This window comes from Exiguobacterium sp. N5 (assembly GCF_025842465.1).
Classification (GTDB): domain Bacteria; phylum Bacillota; class Bacilli; order Exiguobacteriales; family Exiguobacteriaceae; genus Exiguobacterium; species Exiguobacterium profundum.
Genome location: NZ_JAPAEP010000001.1, coordinates 1,925,910 through 1,941,182, shown reverse-complemented (window position 1 = coordinate 1,941,182; position 15,273 = coordinate 1,925,910). Strand labels below are relative to the sequence as shown.

17 protein-coding genes and 2 other annotated features are annotated in these 15,273 nt (G+C 49.9%); of the genes, 11 read left to right on the top strand and 6 right to left on the bottom strand.

Annotated features, from left to right (window positions below; all coding sequences use genetic code 11):
- Positions 1 to 71: 71 nt before the first annotated feature.
- Positions 72 to 1,385 carry an amino acid permease gene (locus OKS35_RS10020; protein ID WP_413815722.1) on the bottom strand — a complete coding sequence of 438 codons (1,314 nt, stop codon included), beginning with the start codon at positions 1,383 to 1,385 and terminating at the stop codon, positions 72 to 74.
- A gap of 242 nt (positions 1,386 to 1,627) precedes the next feature.
- Positions 1,628 to 1,856 (top strand) — a binding site (T-box leader).
- 48 nt (positions 1,857 to 1,904) lie between these two features.
- Positions 1,905 to 2,132, top strand: a binding site (T-box leader).
- A 56-nt stretch (positions 2,133 to 2,188) separates the two neighbouring features.
- Between OKS35_RS10020 and trpD the strand changes: the two genes are divergently transcribed.
- Genes trpD through trpA form a run of 5 tightly spaced genes read left to right on the top strand, consistent with a single transcriptional unit; the run spans position 2,189 to position 6,414 of the window.
- The gene (gene trpD / locus OKS35_RS10015) at positions 2,189 to 3,178 is read left to right on the top strand and encodes an anthranilate phosphoribosyltransferase (protein ID WP_264092979.1); all 990 of its coding nucleotides are present in this window, start codon (positions 2,189 to 2,191) and stop codon (positions 3,176 to 3,178) included.
- Positions 3,175 to 3,936, top strand: coding sequence for an indole-3-glycerol phosphate synthase TrpC (gene trpC / locus OKS35_RS10010; protein WP_264092978.1), 762 nt, complete (start codon positions 3,175 to 3,177; stop codon positions 3,934 to 3,936). The genes trpD and trpC overlap by 4 nt, the downstream gene beginning before the upstream one ends.
- Entirely contained in the window at positions 3,912 to 4,466 is a 555-nt protein-coding gene (locus OKS35_RS10005) for a phosphoribosylanthranilate isomerase (RefSeq protein ID WP_264092977.1), read from the top strand. Before trpC ends, OKS35_RS10005 begins: the two co-directional genes overlap by 25 nt.
- Positions 4,463 to 5,650 carry a tryptophan synthase subunit beta gene (gene trpB / locus OKS35_RS10000; RefSeq protein WP_264092976.1) on the top strand — a complete coding sequence of 396 codons (1,188 nt, stop codon included), beginning with the start codon at positions 4,463 to 4,465 and terminating at the stop codon, positions 5,648 to 5,650. The genes OKS35_RS10005 and trpB overlap by 4 nt, the downstream gene beginning before the upstream one ends.
- The gene (gene trpA, locus OKS35_RS09995; protein WP_264092975.1) at positions 5,647 to 6,414 is read left to right on the top strand and encodes a tryptophan synthase subunit alpha; all 768 of its coding nucleotides are present in this window, start codon (positions 5,647 to 5,649) and stop codon (positions 6,412 to 6,414) included. Before trpB ends, trpA begins: the two co-directional genes overlap by 4 nt.
- A 41-nt stretch (positions 6,415 to 6,455) precedes the next feature.
- Here the strand turns inward: trpA and OKS35_RS09990 are convergent, their stop codons facing one another.
- Positions 6,456 to 7,946: a potassium/proton antiporter gene (locus tag OKS35_RS09990; RefSeq protein WP_211782161.1), complete on the bottom strand. Its 1,491-nt coding sequence runs from the start codon at positions 7,944 to 7,946 to the stop codon at positions 6,456 to 6,458.
- A gap of 153 nt (positions 7,947 to 8,099) precedes the next feature.
- On the opposite strand from OKS35_RS09990, the gene OKS35_RS09985 reads away from it, so the two are divergent.
- A complete protein-coding gene (locus tag OKS35_RS09985) occupies positions 8,100 to 9,038 on the top strand; it encodes an ATP-grasp domain-containing protein (protein ID WP_264092974.1) in 939 nt (312 codons plus the stop codon).
- A gap of 3 nt (positions 9,039 to 9,041) precedes the next feature.
- Here the strand turns inward: OKS35_RS09985 and OKS35_RS09980 are convergent, their stop codons facing one another.
- Entirely contained in the window at positions 9,042 to 9,188 is a 147-nt protein-coding gene (locus OKS35_RS09980) for a hypothetical protein (protein WP_012727492.1), read from the bottom strand.
- A gap of 75 nt (positions 9,189 to 9,263) precedes the next feature.
- Positions 9,264 to 10,040, bottom strand: coding sequence for a hydrogen peroxide-dependent heme synthase (gene hemQ / locus OKS35_RS09975; RefSeq protein WP_078147751.1), 777 nt, complete (start codon positions 10,038 to 10,040; stop codon positions 9,264 to 9,266).
- 338 nt (positions 10,041 to 10,378) lie between these two features.
- Between hemQ and pta the strand changes: the two genes are divergently transcribed.
- The 4 genes from pta to OKS35_RS09955 all read left to right on the top strand — a co-directional run bounded on the left by pta (position 10,379) and on the right by OKS35_RS09955 (position 12,666).
- The gene (gene pta / locus OKS35_RS09970) at positions 10,379 to 11,368 is read left to right on the top strand and encodes a phosphate acetyltransferase (RefSeq protein WP_012727490.1); all 990 of its coding nucleotides are present in this window, start codon (positions 10,379 to 10,381) and stop codon (positions 11,366 to 11,368) included.
- A gap of 76 nt (positions 11,369 to 11,444) precedes the next feature.
- Entirely contained in the window at positions 11,445 to 12,164 is a 720-nt protein-coding gene (locus OKS35_RS09965; RefSeq protein WP_215112536.1) for a DUF2711 family protein, read from the top strand.
- A 38-nt stretch (positions 12,165 to 12,202) separates the two neighbouring features.
- A complete protein-coding gene (locus OKS35_RS09960) occupies positions 12,203 to 12,502 on the top strand; it encodes a rhodanese-like domain-containing protein (RefSeq protein WP_041917952.1) in 300 nt (99 codons plus the stop codon).
- On the top strand, positions 12,502 to 12,666 hold the full coding sequence (locus tag OKS35_RS09955; RefSeq protein ID WP_012727488.1) for a hypothetical protein: 165 nt from the start codon (positions 12,502 to 12,504) through the stop codon (positions 12,664 to 12,666). The genes OKS35_RS09960 and OKS35_RS09955 overlap by 1 nt, the downstream gene beginning before the upstream one ends.
- A gap of 38 nt (positions 12,667 to 12,704) precedes the next feature.
- On the opposite strand, the gene folE2 is transcribed toward OKS35_RS09955, so the two are convergent.
- A complete protein-coding gene (folE2, locus tag OKS35_RS09950; RefSeq protein WP_031422071.1) occupies positions 12,705 to 13,616 on the bottom strand; it encodes a GTP cyclohydrolase FolE2 in 912 nt (303 codons plus the stop codon).
- A 254-nt stretch (positions 13,617 to 13,870) separates the two neighbouring features.
- Between folE2 and OKS35_RS09945 the strand changes: the two genes are divergently transcribed.
- A complete protein-coding gene (locus OKS35_RS09945; protein ID WP_214774178.1) occupies positions 13,871 to 14,701 on the top strand; it encodes a TerC family protein in 831 nt (276 codons plus the stop codon).
- A gap of 36 nt (positions 14,702 to 14,737) precedes the next feature.
- Here OKS35_RS09945 and OKS35_RS09940 read toward each other — a convergent pair whose 3' ends face one another.
- Positions 14,738 to 15,271: a 1,2-dihydroxy-3-keto-5-methylthiopentene dioxygenase gene (locus OKS35_RS09940; protein WP_264092972.1), complete on the bottom strand. Its 534-nt coding sequence runs from the start codon at positions 15,269 to 15,271 to the stop codon at positions 14,738 to 14,740.
- Positions 15,272 to 15,273 lie beyond the last annotated feature (2 nt).

Here is a 15,273-nt window from a genome sequence, read left to right as displayed (position 1 = left end):
AAAACTCCTTTCGATTGCGAAAGGAGTTTTTGTGCGTAAAAAATCCCTCCGCGATTGCGAAGGGATACTCGTTAGTTGGCTTGCTCGATATCGCTTGGACGATCTTGGTTTTTACGCATTTGTTCACGCACGTAATAGATAATCGTCAACCCAATCAACCAAGGTACCCCAAACTTCAACAAGATGTTGAAATCCGTGAACCATGTCGTGATCATCAGGCTGAGCAGTAAGACCGCCCCGAGCAATGGGAGGAATGGATACCCCATCATGCGGACAGGGAGTTTTCGTCCGGTCCATTTTTTACGGAAGAACAAGTGGGAGACGAAGACCATGAACCAAGTGAAAATAGCTCCGAACATCGAAATTCCCATCAAGAATGGATACGATGACTCCATGAATACTTGTAGCAAAGCGGCGAGGACGATCCCGCCTGTTGAAACGAGTAGCGCGAACATTGGAATCCCATTTTTGCTGATTTTTTTGAACGCTTTCGGTGCATCGCCGGCTTCCGCGAGCGAGTACATCATACGTGTCGACGCATAAAGCTGCGCGTTCATCGCAGACAAGGCGGCGATCAAAATCACAAAGTTGAGGATGCCTGCCGCGAACGGGACATCGAACTGTTCCATGACGAGCACGAACGGACTTTGGTCGATCCCGGCTTGCTGCCATGGGATCAGCATGAGCATGATCGCGAGCGTGATGACATAGAAGAACGTCAAGCGGAACACGGTCGCACGTAAAGCGCGTGGTACGGCTTGGTCCGGGTCTTTCGCTTCACCGGCTGTCACAGCGACGAGCTCAGTTCCAAGGAAACTGAAGAGGGAGATGAAAATCGTCACCCACATTCCGTAAAAGCCGAACGCGAAGAAGCCTTCGTTTCCTGTCGTGATTGACTCAATCGGTGATCCTGGGTCGCCGAACAATGTGGCGGCACCGAGGACGATGAATAAGATAATGGCAGTTACTTTGATGAAGGATAACCAGTATTCGGTCGTTCCGAACGTGTGAACGTGACGGGCGTTGACGTAAATGAGTAGTCCACCGAAGAGGGCGACCCAAACGAACCCGTTCACATCTGGGAACCAGTAGCGCATGTAGATGGCGATGGCACTGACTTCAACCCCTACAGCCAGTACGTTCGCGACCCAGTAAGAGTAACGGACGAGAAAACCGGCGAGTGGATGAACGTATCGCTCGGCAATCGTTCCGAATGATCCAGATGTTGGATGGGCAACCGTCATTTCGGCGAGAGCACCCATGAGTAAGAGGACGATGAACGCCCCGATGGCATAGCTGACGAGCACGCTCGGGCCAGCGGTTTGAATCGCGAGACCGCTTCCGAGGAACAGCCCGGTTCCGATGGCGCTCCCGAGGGAAATCATCGTAAGTTGCCGGGTGGACAGCTCGCGCTTTAGTTTATTTGTTTCCAAAATCGATTCTCCTTTAGCTGAGTGAAATGTTGTTGTGGACGACTATAGCAGACGAAAAAAAACAATGTCAATTCGAAAAATCGATGAAGGTTTCTCATTTTTGGATGCACATATAGAGGCAAAGTTTTTATAATTTTTTTATTTGACATGGATTCATCTGCCCTGTATAGTACGAATTAACTTAACTGAAACGAATAAAGGCGTCGACGAAGAGAAGTAACGACGAATCCTGTATGACAGAGAGCTGATGGTTGGTGCGAATCAGTATATGGGACGTCGCGAATGGACTTCTGAGCTCTAAACCGAACTTTGAGTAGGCTTTAGCGGGTTACCCACCGTTATCACGGGGAAGCGGATGATTGTCCGTGAAGTGGGTTCTTTGGAACCAACGAAGGTGGCACCACGGGGTTACTCGTCCTTCTTATAGCGCAGGCTATGAGGAGACGGGTGACCCCTTTTTCGTTTCAACAATATAAATCGAGGATTGAGAAGAGTAGCGCGAGAAGACGTTTCGTCCAGAGAGTCAGGGATGGTGAAATCCTGACCGAGGCGTCCGCGTGAATGGGCTCATGAGAGCATGGCTGAAGAGAGTAGGCCGTGACGGTTTCCCCCGTTATCGGGATACGATGTGATTGCATCGGAGAGTGGATTCTTTGGAATCAACGAGAGGTGGCACCGCGGTCTTGAACCGTCCTCCATACGACGACTGTCGTATGGAGTTTTTTTTATACACATTTTTAGAGGGGGAACCGACGATGATTCAACAATTGGAGACAAACGCATTATCAACAGCAGATATGAAAGTGGCGGCAAGCGAGATGTTCAAAGCGGATGAAGCGCAAATCGAACGAGTACTGCTGGCGATGAAAGAGCGTGGTGAGACAGCAGAAGAGATGGCAGGTCTCGCGGCATACATCCGTGAAGCGGCACAGTTCCCTCAAAGCGATTTACCCGTACTCGATGTTTGTGGTACCGGCGGCGACGGGGCGCATACGTTCAACATCAGTTCGACCGTCGCCTTTGTATTGGCGGGTCTCGGCATTCCAGTCGCCAAGCACGGGAATCGAAGCGTCTCGAGTCGATCCGGGAGCGCGGACGTCTTAGAGGCACTGAACGTTCCAATCGTGAAGACGGCAGCGGAAGTACATGCTGACTTGAAACGGACGAACTTGAGTTTCCTCTTCGCCCAGCATGTCCACCCGATCATGAAGCACGTCATGCCGGTCCGGAAACGACTCGCGACGGCGACCATCTTCAACCAAATCGGACCGTTAACGAATCCACTTCGTCCGAAACGACAACTTGTCGGTGTCTATCATCCATCGTTACTTGAGAAGATGGCGACTGCGATGCGTCATCTCGGGGTGGAGCGCGGTATGGTCGTCCATGGAGCAGGTGGACTCGATGAAGCGAGTCTCGCCGGTGTGAACGACGTGTACTTCTTTGATGGGGAACAGACGGCGCGTTATGCGGTCGACCCACGAGATGTCGGCTTGATGCGGGCACCGCTTGAAGCGCTACGTGGAGGCACACCAGAAGAGAACGCTGCGACACTTCTTGCCGTATTGAATGGAGAGTCGGGACCGGCACGCGACGTCGTCTTATTAAACGCGGCACTTGCCCTTTGCACGTATGGCACAACCGCGACGCTTCGTGCAGGAGTGAAAGAGGCGAAACGTAGTATCGATGAAGGACACGCCTTACTGGTATTACAAAACTTACAACGGACGGAGGTCGAAGCATGAGTTATTTAACGAAAATCATCGGAACGAAAATAGAAGAGGTTTGCGGCATGCAGCCCATCGATGTCCCCGTGACGAAGCCAATCTCTCTCTTACATGTGATGAGCGAGGGATTCCATATCATTTCAGAGATCAAACGGTCGTCCCCCTCGAAAGGAATGATTCGGGAGACGGTCGACGTCGCTAAACGGGCACGTCAATATGAAAAAGCTGGTGCGACGATGATTTCCGTTTTGACAGACACGACGTACTTTAACGGTTCTTTTGACGACTTGCGACAAGTTGCCGATGTCGTCACCATCCCGGTGCTCTGTAAAGATTTCATCATCGATGAACGACAACTCGACTATGCGAAGCATTACGGGGCGAGTGTGGCACTTCTTATCGTGGCAGCACTCCATCCGACACGTCTTCAGGAGTTGACGCGATACGCTCGCTCCATCGGTCTCGATGTCTTAGTCGAAGTACATGATGATGCGGAGTTACGCATCGCCCTCGAACTGAATGACGTGTTGATCGGCATCAATAACAGAGACTTAAAAACGTTCGAGGTATCCCTCGAAACATCGATTGATTTGATGAAACGCTATCCTGAGGTCACATTCGTCAGCGAGAGCGGGGTCAGTTCGGTCGAGGCGGCTGCACGTTTACAAGAAGCTGGGGCAAGCGCCATTCTCGTCGGGGAAGCACTCATGCGTGAAGAGGACCCGACCCGGTTACTCGAGGAGTTGAAAACATGTTCGTTAAAATCTGTGGACTAAAAACAAAGGAAGCTGTTGAGGCGGCGGTCGAGGCGGGAGCGGATGCAATCGGATTCGTCTTCGCCCCGAGTTCTCGACAAATCGACGTGACGACTGCGAAGAGATTAGCTGCACATATCCCACAATCGGTTCGAATCGTTGGTGTGTTTTTAAGTCCTTCAATGGAAGAGATTGAGGAAACATTGAACGTGGGACTGACGGATTTACAAATTCACCATCGGACGCAGTCAATGGAAGAACTCCGTATCTTCGGGTTACCAATCATCGATGCGTCGACCGAGGAGACGGCAGATGTACGATTGATGGATCATCCGAATCCGGGAAGCGGACAGGTGTTAGACTGGGGCGCAATCGACCGGCCGCAGCGTCCGTTTTGGCTAGCGGGCGGGCTATCCCCTGACAATGTCGGACAAGCAATTCAACTCATCCAACCAGACGGCGTCGACGTCTCGAGCGGTGTCGAGACGGACGGTGTGAAAGATATCGAAAAAATTCGTGCGTTCATTCAACGCGCCAAGGAGGAACTATGATGTATGCACAACCAGTGAACGGGAAGTTTGGACAATATGGTGGGAAGTACATTCCAGAGACGCTCATGCAGGCGGTCGAAGAATTAGAGGTCGCTTATGAAGAGGCGAAGCAAGATCCTGAGTTTCAAGAACGATGCTCTTCCTTATTACGTGAATACGTGGGACGTGAGACGCCACTTTATTATGCGTCGAACCTAAGTCGTCGCCTCGGGACGAATGTCTATTTGAAACGTGAAGACTTGAACCATACCGGTGCCCATAAGATCAACAATACGATCGGGCAGGCGCTCCTGGCGAAACGGATGGGGAAACAGAAAGTCGTTGCGGAGACAGGCGCGGGACAACACGGTGTCGCGACGGCAACAGTATGCGCACTACTCGATTTAGAATGTACCATCTTCATGGGTGAGGTCGACGTCGAGCGACAAGCGTTGAACGTGTTTCGGATGGAACTTCTTGGGGCGAAAGTCGTCCCTGTCAAATCAGGAAGTCGCACCTTAAAGGATGCCGTCAATGAAGCGCTCCGTTACTGGGTCAAACATGTCGACGATATGCACTATGTGATGGGTTCCGTTCTCGGACCGCATCCGTTTCCGCAGATGGTACGTGATTTCCAAAGCGTGATCGGGACAGAGACACGTCGACAAATCCTTGAACAGACGGGACGCCTTCCGGATGCCGTCGTCGCTTGTGTCGGCGGAGGGAGCAACGCCATGGGGATGTTCTATCCGTTTTTAAACGATGAGTCGGTCGCACTCTACGGTGTCGAAGCGGCAGGAAGTGGCATTGATACGGATAAACACGCAGCAACCCTCACAAAAGGGGAAGTCGGTGTCTTACACGGGTCGCTCATGTATGTCTTGCAAGACGCAGCGGGTCAAATCGAGGAAGCGCACTCCATTTCAGCCGGACTCGATTATCCAGGGGTAGGACCAGAGCACAGTTTCTTGAAAGACATTGAGCGGGTGCGCTATGCGGCCGTCACGGATGACGAGGCACTCGATGCTTGTCTCGCCCTCAGCCGACAAGAAGGAATCATTCCTGCCTTAGAGTCTTCACACGCCCTTGCTTACGCAGAGACGCTCGCGAAGACGATGGGAGAAAACGATACACTGGTGATTTGTTTATCAGGACGCGGAGACAAAGACGTCCATACAATCCGAGAGAAGGTGGCGACACGATGAAACTAGAGACAGCGATTCGACAGCGAGAAGGAGCGGCGTTCGTTCCGTATATCATGGCCGGTGACGGCGGGATGGACCGGCTCATCCCGACCATCGTAGAACTAGAACGGATGGGTGCGACGGCGATTGAACTCGGAATCCCCTTCTCTGATCCGGTGGCGGATGGACCGATTATTGAAGCGGCAGGGATGCGCGCGCTTGAAGCAGGTGTGACGCTTGAAATGGTATTGAACCATTTAATAGAAAGAAATGATCAATTTAACGTTCCGATCATCTTGATGACCTACTTGAATCCAGTGTTTCGGTTCGGGGTCCAACCGTTCTTTGATCGGGCGAACGAATGTGGGGTGAGCGGGGTCATTATTCCTGACCTTCCGTTTGAGGAGAGTCTCCAGTTATTCGCAGATATTAATCGGCATGACGTCGCCGTCATTCCGCTCGTCACGTTGACGAGCAGTGAGGCGCGGACAACGTCCATCTTAGAAAAAGCAGAAGGATTCGTGTATGCGGTCACGCTCAAAGGAACGACCGGGAAAGCGGATGTATTCCCGGACGAGCTTCTCGCCTACTTAACGCGATTGACAGAGCGGTCACGTGTTCCTGTCTTAGCAGGATTCGGAGTCCATCGTCCGGAGCAAGTGCAGACGTTAGGACAGGCGTGTGACGGTGTCGTCGTCGGGAGCTTCATCGTCGAGGCACTTCATGAAGGACGGACAGAAGATGTTGAGACGTTGATTCAATCAGCAAAACACTTGCACGTATAAGAAAACCGGCGCTTCAAATGAGGCGCCGGTTATTCGTTTACTCATAATTCCACTCGGTCTAGCCCATCTTCACCAAATGTTTGGTCGAGTTGATCATGACGATACATCGAGGCAAGCACGTATAAGAGGTCGCCTTCTTCGATGACTGTCTGACCGTTCGGTGGAATCAAGTACTCGTTTCGGACGATGGCGTTCACGACAGTGTTTGGTGGGAGCGTGATGTCCGCCAATGTCTTTCCAATCATAGAGGAGCTTGATGTGACCACATAAGGTACGAGCTTATGTTGAGACTGTTTGCTTGAGACGAGGGCGATTGTGTATGGGGAACGGATCTTATCCGGACCGAGCAACCCTAACTTCTCGGCAAGTGGCGTCAACGTCGTCCCTTGGATCAGGGCGCTCGTCACGACGACGAAAAAGACGGCATTGAATAACAGTTGGCTATTTTCGGTACCGGCAATAAGCGGGAATGTCGCAAGGACAATCGGTACGGCGCCTTTTAGACCAGCCCATGAGATGAACAACTTTTCTTTTCTCGTAAATGCCATGCCTAGTGTCGATAAATAGACGGCGATCGGACGTGCCAGGAACATGAGGACGAATGAGATGAGTAGTCCTTTCCAAATCAAGTCCGGTTCGATGAGTTGACGAGGGAAGACAAGCAATCCAAGGATGACGAACATGATGATTTGCATGATCCACGCAAGTGCTTCTGAGAATTGGACGATTGTCACTTCATGCGCCGTGTCCGCATTTCCGACAATCATGGCGGCGATATAGACGGCGAGTAATCCGCTTCCCAATAAGTAAGCTGTGACACCATAAGTGAGGAACGCCATGGAAATCATAAGGACGGCATGTAATCCGCTCGAATCAAGTCTCAAATAATTCAACATGAGACGAGACAGTTGTCCAAGGATGAAGCCGATCAATGCCCCGACGACGATTTGAAGGACGAACATCCATACCCCATCCCAAATGGTCGTATCCGGCTTCATCATAAAGTCGAGGGCGAGAATCGTCAAAAACATCGCCATCGGGTCGTTCGTGCCGGACTCGGCTTCGAGAGTCGCACCGACTTTCGGTGAGATGTTCTTTCCTTTAAATGCGGCAAAGACGGCCGCTGCATCGGTCGAACCGATAATCGCACCGAACAAGAAAGATTCAATCCAATCGAAACCAAATACGAAACGAACGGCCACGGCGACTACTGTTGTAGTAATCAATACCCCAAGCGTCGCCAGCGAGGCAGAAGGGGCGAGGACGCTCCGGATTGATGACCATTTCGTTTGAAGACCCCCTTCAAACAAAATGACAATCAAGGCAGCGACTCCGATCAGCTGCGCTAAATTCGAGTCGTCAAAGAAGATGAGACCAGTAATGTCACTTCCCATGATCATGCCGATTCCCATAAATAAAATCAAGGCGGGCAAGCCGAATCGAGTCGAGATTCGTGTCGCCATGACACCGGCTACGAGAAGTAGACCGAAGAGTAAAATGAGTACATCAGTACTTATAACAGGTACGGGCAAACACAACACTTCCTTTCTGAAACAATATTCTTAAGTTCATTATACCATGAAATCGTCTGATATTTCAGAATTGAGGATTAGGAGAACTGTACACATTGGAATTATCGGTTATGAATGTGGTAGAGTAAACACACCATAGAAGGAGGAATGATGATGTCTAAAATTCACGTCATTCATGAAAACGAAGAATGGACGAACCACCTTGTCTACCGTTTAGAAGAATTGAACTTGCCGTATGAATTGTGGCACTTGGACCAAGGGACGATTGATCTCGAAGCAATGCCCCCGGAAGGTGTCTTTTATAATCGGATGAGTGCCTCCTCGCACACACGTGGGCATCGGTACGCACCAGAATTGACGGAAGGCGTCCTCGCTTGGTTAGAGGCAAACGACCGGACCGTGTTCAACGGCACACGTGCCATCCGCCTCGAAGTGAGTAAAGTCAATCAATACACGGCGCTTCGACGTGAAGGGATTCGCGTGCCGAAGACGATTGCGGCAGTCGGTAAGGCGCAAATCATCGAAGCGGCTGAGCGGTTAGGTTTGACACCATTCATCACGAAACATAACCGTGCAGGGAAAGGACTCGGGGTCCAATTATTCCATACGATCGAAGGACTCAAAGAATATGTATATGGTCCCTCGTTCGAGGACTCGGTTGACGGCATCACGCTCATTCAACAGTATATCGAATCCCCAGAACCGTATATTACCCGCTGCGAATTCATCGGTGGGAAGTTCTTTTATGCGGTCCGTGTCGACACGTCGGAAGGATTCGAGCTCTGTCCGGCAGATGCCTGCTCGATTGAAGACCAGTTCTGTCCGGTCGGGGAGACGCCACCGGCGAAGTTTGAAATCGTCGAAGGATTCGATGACCCGATCATTCCAAAGCTCGAACAGTTCTTGAAAGCGAATGCGATCGATATTGCGGGGATTGAGATCATTCGAGACCGAGACGGCAATGTCTACGCCTATGACGTCAATACGAACACGAACTACAATTCCGATGCTGAAGCGAAAGCGGGACGCTACGGAATGCTTGAATTGGCTACTTTCTTAGGCGACGCACTTCACGTCACTACGACAAAATAAGGGTCAGGCGCTCGCCTGACCCTTTTGCTGTGTATGTTTGAGTTGCTCTTCAAATCGATGTTGGACTAATTCTGCTGTCGGTGCCATTCGTTCGATGAACGAATCTAAACGTTCCGCAGTGTCACGATCGGTTTCTTTAAACACGCGCATCGTTGTTCACCTCGTTAATTAAGATTACTTGCTTACATCATCCTTAATTCCCGAGGTGTTATACGCGTAAACCTTTTACACGCTAAAGAATGTGCTCAAATTTTCTTTCGGTAAGATGTTCCCAACGTAGAAGTCGCCGAACTCACCGTATTTCGCACTCACTTCATCAAAACGCATCTCGTAAACGATTTTCTTGAACTGAAGTGAATCTTCAGCGAAGAGTGTGACGCCCCATTCCCATGCGTCGAATCCAGTCGACCCACCGATGAACTGCTGAATCTTACCAGCGTAACTACGGCCGATCATGCTGTGGCGATACATGAGGTCCTTACGTTCATCCATCGACAACATGTACCAGTTGTCACCGTCGCGACGAGCCTTGCTCATCGGATAGAAACAGATGTGTGCGGCCTTTGGAAGTGTCGGATAGAGGCGTGAACGGATATGAGGGTTTTGATACGGGTCCCCGTCTCCAGATCCGCGATACATCCCGAGCTCGATGACCGACACGTATGAATACGACGGAATCATATAGTCGTATAGCGCTGTTTTGCGGAATGCGCGCTCGACGTCTTCAAGTTCGTTGAATGTTGGACGAAGAACCATCAAGACGAGGTCCGCCTTCTGGCCGAGAATCGAGTAGAAGGCGTGGCTTCCTTCACCTTTTGCTTCCACTTCTTCAAGTGAGGCGAGGAACGCAGTGAACTCCTCAATCATCTGTTCACGCTTTTCAGCATCGACGAGTTTCAAACGAGCCCAATCAATCGTGCGGAAATCATGAAGTGTATACCATCCGTCTAATGTGGCGGCGGCATGTTGTGTATCTGTTGTAGGTACTGGACGTTCTGACATAAAAAAATCTCCTTTCGGGACTTGGCTTCGCCGTCTATTTTACCATACACGCTTCACTGACTGGCAACTTTGAGGCACTGTGAGGGTTATCACGATTCATGACGGGTAAAGAACAGAGGACAGAAACATGAAAACGGCTACAAAAATGGCTGTATCAGTCGATTTGTCGAAACTGTTCTATTCATATAATGATTGATTCTAAGCGATTTATGGCGAAATGGGCAGAATAGTTTATTTTGAAAAGGGTACTGTGTATAATTGAAATCGCGTAAAGACACAAGTCAACGGCAAAACCATTAGCAGTCATGCTGTAAATTGAGAAAAGGGGTTCATTCGTTATGAAATTATTTGAAACGTTGAAGCAAAAAGTTAGCCCGGTTCGTCCGACCATCGTCTTCCCGGAAGGTATCGATGAGCGTGTTCTTGGAGCCGCTGTTCGATTGAAAGCAGACGGTATGGTAGAACCGATCGTCGTCGGTGCGAAAGCAGATCTCGAAGCGGTTGCGGCGAAACACGGTTTCGACATCTCAGGTTTGACACAATATGACCCAGCGACATACGAAGACATCGACGTTCTCGTCGAATCATTCGTCGAGCGTCGTAAAGGAAAAGCAACGGCTGAACAAGCGCGCGAACTCCTTACGTCAGACGTGAACTACTTCGGAACAATGCTCGTTCACACAGGCAAAGCAGAAGGTCTTGTCTCAGGCGCGATGCACGCGACGGCTGATACGGTACGTCCGGCACTACAAATCATCAAAATGCAACCAGGCATCAAAAAGACGTCAGGTGTGTTCATCATGGTACGTGACGACGAGCAATATGTTTTCTCGGACTGTGCAATCAACATTGCACCAGACGCAGCGGACTTAGCAGAGAACGCGTTCTTGTCGGCAGCGACAGCGAAGACGTTCGGCATCGACCCACAAGTCGCACTTCTTAGCTTCTCGACGAAAGGTTCTGCGAAGTCACCTGAAACAGAGAAGGTTGTGGAAGCGACACGCCTTGCGAAAGAAAAATCACCGAACCTTCCAATCGACGGAGAACTTCAATTCGATGCGGCATTCGTCCCTAGTGTAGCGGCGAAGAAAGCACCGGGTTCTGACGTTGCTGGTAAGGCGAACGTATTCGTCTTCCCAAGTCTTGAAGCAGGGAACATTGGCTACAAGATGGTTCAACGTTTCGGTGGATTCGAAGCGATCGGTCCAATCCTTCAAGGTCTCAACAAACCAGTGAACGACTTATCACGCGGTTGTAACGAAGAGGACGTCTACAAATTGACGCTCATCACAGCAGCACAAGCAATCGACGAGCGCAACGAAGCGTAAGTCCGGAGCATCCTTCTTAGAGAAGGGTGCTTTTTTTGATGGTCCGTTATAAACTATTCAAGAAAGGAGTGTTGAAATGGACGAACTAGATGAGAGCGTTTTGTTACCTGAAGGACATCGTTACGCCATGTTTGGCGGTGGGGATGACTACCCAATTAAGACGTATTATGAAGGCGTATTTGAAACGGTCTTCATCGCGTTTCATCCATTCCTTGCTCCAATAGATCACTCCGCCGCGGTGGAATGTTATGCCGCTCTGGACAAAAACGAGGTCGAACAGCAATTTCGGGCCGTTACATGGGAAGAGATGAGGCGAAGACTAGGTTTTCGTGACGTGAGCAGTATCGACCATGCGCTCCGAACGATGATTAGGGCGCTAAAACCACATGCCGAAGATCGAGCAGGGGCGAATCGAATCATCGAATATTGCGAACGTGAGAATGTGCTCCCACCAGGTGAAGGGGAACTATCGGATCTACAAAAGAATCAAGTGTTGCGTGTACTTTTGGAAATGGGAGAAGGCTGGATCTGGACCGGAGACGAATTCTGTACGGAACGGCATCTCATCCATCTCAGTGAGACGCTAGCCGCTGATACGTGGGGCATGCAACATCGGACGTTTTTCGGTTATCAACACGAATGGCTCATCGTCCCACCTTGGGATAGCCATTTCACGTTGTTTTGTGGCAATCGCGCGTTGATCGAACAGGTCGTCGAACGATGCGAGCTCGAAGGGTTCTATTGTGATGCTGAGACGACCATCAACTGGAGTTTGTCGGAGCATAAGCTGAGGTAAACTAAAAGAGAAATCCATGATTGAAAGGGGAACTATGTATGCAAAGTATTCATGCGACAGAATTAAGAGAAAAATTAGAGAACGGGGAGTCTCTCCATATCATCGATGTGCGCGAACAAGATGAATATGAGGCAGGGCATATCCCGAACGTACCACTCTATCCATTATCGGAATTCCCACAAGTGACAGAAAAGTTGGCACAAGACAATGTCTATCACGTGATCTGTCGTTCAGGTGGACGGAGTCAGACGGCGTGTGATTACTTAGAGTCGCAAGGCTACAAAGTCGTCAATGTCGACGGCGGAATGCTCGCTTGGGACGGCGACATCGAGGCGTGATGCTAGAGAATCCTTGGGTCGTTGTACCCCTTCTTATCGCGCTCTACCTCACGGTCTATGCGGTGATGAAGCGATTTGACTGGGAGAAGTGGCGACTCGTCTGGGCAGTGTGGGTGATGCTCATCATCATCCTATTGACGATTGAACTCGTGACAAGTCTATAAAAAATGCGGAACCTTCTTTAACAGAGGTTCCGCATTTTTTATGCGTCTTGACGCTTATCGAATGTGATCGATGCGATGGCATCGTGTTGGTGAATCGACTCTTCGTTACGGCATTCGACGAAGAAGTTCACGACTTGTTTCATCTCGTACAAGTCAGCCGCAATCAAGCGGACCATGTCCTCGACGAAACGTGGATTTTCGTATGCGATTTCAGTCGCACGTTTCTCATCCGGACGCTTGAGGACAGGATGAAGTGGTGCTGAGGCGTTCGACTCCGCTGCATCGAGAAGGGCGGCACGCCAGTCGAATCCGTCCATTGACGTTTCATCAAGACCTGCTTCGATCGTGATGTATCCACGTTGGTTATGGGCACTGTATTCACTGATTTCTTTTGAACATGGGCAAAGCGTCGTGACGTTGATGACGAGACCGACTGTCACGTTTGCGACGCCCGTTTCAAGGTTGTACGTCACACGGTGCATGACATCGGCGTTCATCAAACCGCTAAGACCTGTCGCAGGTGCTTTACGCGTGAAGAACCACGGGTAACGGATTGTCAATTGACCTTCCGTTTGTTCCATCCGCTCGGCAAGCTCCTGTGCGAATTCGATTAACGAGCGGTTCGATACTGTCCATCCTTGTTGATGGTACGCGTCTAGCTGCTCTGTCAAACGAGACATGTTGATCCCTTTACGGTCTTGTACGAGCGATGTCGTCAATTCGAATGTAGCGACCGTTGACTGAATCCCATCTGGCGTCTCGATGTTCACAGGATGCTTCACGTTTGAGATGCCGACACTGTCGAGGGCAAATAAGAAGTTTTTCGGTGTATTTTGTAAATCGACCATTTGTTCTTTCTCGGTCGGCTTTGTTCCTTTAATCGGTGGGACCGACCCGAACAATTTATGTCGTTCTGCTTTAGTAGGTAAAGCGACATGGCTTGTAGACATAATCGGATTCTCCTTTTTTCGAGCGGTTTAAAGCACCACTCGTTCTTGTTAGGATTTTATCACGAAATGATGGCTGAACGGGTATGATTTTGCTCTCATAACATGTTTTCAATATGCAATCGCAAAAAAATCTTTCAGATATTGAAGAAAGAGGATTGATTTACTTTGTGAACGGGAATAAAATGGTCCTGTGAACTTAAAAAATAGATCACTATTAAATATGAAGGAATTGAAAGAAAAAAGGAGATGTTTTTATGGATTGGCAGTTAGTCCTGCAGTATGCCTGGATCGTCGTCGTACTCGTCGGTTTGGAAGGCTTGTTATCTGCAGACAACGCGCTCGTCTTGGCCGTCATGGTCAAGCACTTGCCGCGCACAGAGCAGAAGAAGGCATTGTTCTACGGACTCTTAGGAGCGTTCGTATTCCGATTTATCGCATTGTTCTTGATCTCGTTCTTGATCAACGTATGGCAAGTACAGGCACTCGGTGCGCTCTACTTAATCGGGATGAGTGCGCGACACCTGTATATGACCTATAAGGCGAGAAAGATGGAGCCGAAACAGGAGTTGGCGGCTGAAGCCAAGGAAGAAACGGCTGTCACAGAAAAACCGGTATCGAAGAAAGAGTTTTGGCTCACTGTTGCGAAAGTTGAGTTTGCGGACATCGCCTTTGCGGTCGACTCAATCTTGGCAGCGGTCGCGCTTGCGGTCAGCTTGCCACCACTCGGTCTCGGTGAGATTGGTGGGATTGACTCGGGTCAGTTCTTCGTTGTCTTGACGGGTGGCCTCATCGGGGTCGTCTTGATGCGATTTGCGGCTCGTATTTTCGTGAAGTTGCTCCATCAACGCCCATCTCTTGAAACGGCTGCTTTCATCATCGTCGGTTGGGTCGGGGTCAAATTGACGGTGCTCGTACTTGAACACCCAGGATTCAAAGAATTGATTGCCGGGACACCGTTCGCATTCATGGGACTCCCAGACGGGTTCGTCCACTCGACAGCTTGGACGATTTTCTTCTGGTCGGTCATGGTCGGGATTGCGACATGGGGCTGGTTCTCATCGAAACCGACGGCGGTTAAACATTAAAAAATGGTCTCTCGTTTTTAAGCGAGAGACCTTTTCTTATGCCTGCACATTTTCTTTTTCGTAAATCGGCACCCAGCCCTCAGTCGTCACGAAAATACGAATGGCGACGACTTGACGGTCCTCTTGCAACGTGAAGTAATGACGTGTGTTGACCGGCACGGAGATGAGATCACCTGGATTGAGTTCGATATTGAAGTATCCGCGTTCTGCATCGTCAATCGCAAAGATGCCGTGACCACTGACGATGAAACGAACCTCGTCATCTGTATGATGATGCTCTTTTTGGAAGTTGACGAGCAGTTCATCTAAATTCGGTGTCGCATCGGATAGCGAGATGACGTCAGCCGTCTTGTAGCCACGTCGTGCTGATACATCTTGAATCTCGTCACGGAACGTCGCCAAGATAGTTTCTTTGTCTTCGTCTGTCAGTTGGTAATTTTCCTGAAGAGAAGCCGGTAACTTTGCGATGTCCCATGCTTCGTAAAGGATGTCTCGTGATTCTAAAAAGGCACGTACCTCTTGTTGGTCGCTGACGCGTTCTTCTGTTTGTTGGAAATAAATCGTTGCCATGT

Excerpts from the sequence above, each read along its gene's own strand:
- OKS35_RS09960 (WP_041917952.1), top strand. The coding sequence starts at position 12,203 with ATGCAAAGTATTCATGCGACAGAATTAAGAGAAAAATTAGAGAACGGG.
- OKS35_RS09940 (WP_264092972.1), bottom strand. The coding sequence starts at position 15,271 with ATGGCAACGATTTATTTCCAACAAACAGAAGAACGCGTCAGCGACCAA.
- OKS35_RS09955 (WP_012727488.1), top strand. The coding sequence starts at position 12,502 with ATGCTAGAGAATCCTTGGGTCGTTGTACCCCTTCTTATCGCGCTCTAC.
- OKS35_RS09945 (WP_214774178.1), top strand. The coding sequence starts at position 13,871 with ATGGATTGGCAGTTAGTCCTGCAGTATGCCTGGATCGTCGTCGTACTC.
- trpB (WP_264092976.1), top strand. The coding sequence starts at position 4,463 with ATGATGTATGCACAACCAGTGAACGGGAAGTTTGGACAATATGGTGGG.
- trpC (WP_264092978.1), top strand. The coding sequence starts at position 3,175 with ATGAGTTATTTAACGAAAATCATCGGAACGAAAATAGAAGAGGTTTGC.
- trpD (WP_264092979.1), top strand. The coding sequence starts at position 2,189 with ATGATTCAACAATTGGAGACAAACGCATTATCAACAGCAGATATGAAA.
- pta (WP_012727490.1), top strand. The coding sequence starts at position 10,379 with ATGAAATTATTTGAAACGTTGAAGCAAAAAGTTAGCCCGGTTCGTCCG.
- OKS35_RS09985 (WP_264092974.1), top strand. The coding sequence starts at position 8,100 with ATGTCTAAAATTCACGTCATTCATGAAAACGAAGAATGGACGAACCAC.
- trpA (WP_264092975.1), top strand. The coding sequence starts at position 5,647 with ATGAAACTAGAGACAGCGATTCGACAGCGAGAAGGAGCGGCGTTCGTT.
- OKS35_RS10020 (WP_413815722.1), bottom strand. The coding sequence starts at position 1,385 with ATGATTTCCCTCGGGAGCGCCATCGGAACCGGGCTGTTCCTCGGAAGC.
- OKS35_RS10005 (WP_264092977.1), top strand. The coding sequence starts at position 3,912 with ATGTTCGTTAAAATCTGTGGACTAAAAACAAAGGAAGCTGTTGAGGCG.
- hemQ (WP_078147751.1), bottom strand. The coding sequence starts at position 10,040 with ATGTCAGAACGTCCAGTACCTACAACAGATACACAACATGCCGCCGCC.
- OKS35_RS09965 (WP_215112536.1), top strand. The coding sequence starts at position 11,445 with ATGGACGAACTAGATGAGAGCGTTTTGTTACCTGAAGGACATCGTTAC.
- folE2 (WP_031422071.1), bottom strand. The coding sequence starts at position 13,616 with ATGTCTACAAGCCATGTCGCTTTACCTACTAAAGCAGAACGACATAAA.
- OKS35_RS09980 (WP_012727492.1), bottom strand. The coding sequence starts at position 9,188 with ATGCGCGTGTTTAAAGAAACCGATCGTGACACTGCGGAACGTTTAGAT.